The organism is Grimontia celer (genome assembly GCF_900055185.1).
Taxonomy (GTDB): domain Bacteria; phylum Pseudomonadota; class Gammaproteobacteria; order Enterobacterales; family Vibrionaceae; genus Enterovibrio; species Enterovibrio celer.
Map to the genome: position 1 here is coordinate 1 of NZ_FIZX01000071.1, position 534 is coordinate 534.

A 534-nucleotide genomic window follows, 5' to 3' on the forward strand; every position below is an offset into this window, starting at 1 on the left:
ACACCAAGCAGGCAAAGGGCGCTCGCAACTCTCGTGCGGCAACCTTGCACACGGCGTAGCTGCGGCGTGCGATGCGGACAAACACTCCTTGCTCAACAACACCAGCGCCAACTTGGCTATCATCTCGTCATACAACGACATGTTGAGCGCTCATAAGCCCTATGAAGGTTATCCGGAATTCATCCAACAAGCGTTAAGTCCGTTAGGCCATACCGCGCAAGTCGCGGGCTGTGTTCCCGCCATGTGCGACGGTGTCACACAAGGACAGCCGGGTATGGATATGTCGCTGTTTTCACGCGATCTTATCGCCCAAAGCACCGCCTTCTCACTCAGTCACAATATGTTTGATGGTAACTTGCTGCTTGGTATTTGCGACAAGATAGCGCCCGGTCAATTAATGGGCGCGCTGGCGTATGGTCATCTTCCCACTGCGTTTATTCCCGCAGGTCCAATGGCAACGGGAATCTCTAATGAAGAGAAGGTGACGATTCGCCAACAACACGCCGCTGGAGAGCTTGGCAAAGATTCGCTCAT

1 protein-coding gene is annotated in these 534 nt (G+C 53.7%); it reads left to right on the forward strand.

Translation table 11 applies throughout. From position 1 onward, the window contains the following. Positions 1-534 (forward strand): dihydroxy-acid dehydratase domain-containing protein (locus GCE9029_RS25480; protein ID WP_197475439.1); only part of this gene is annotated, 534 nt, incomplete at both ends.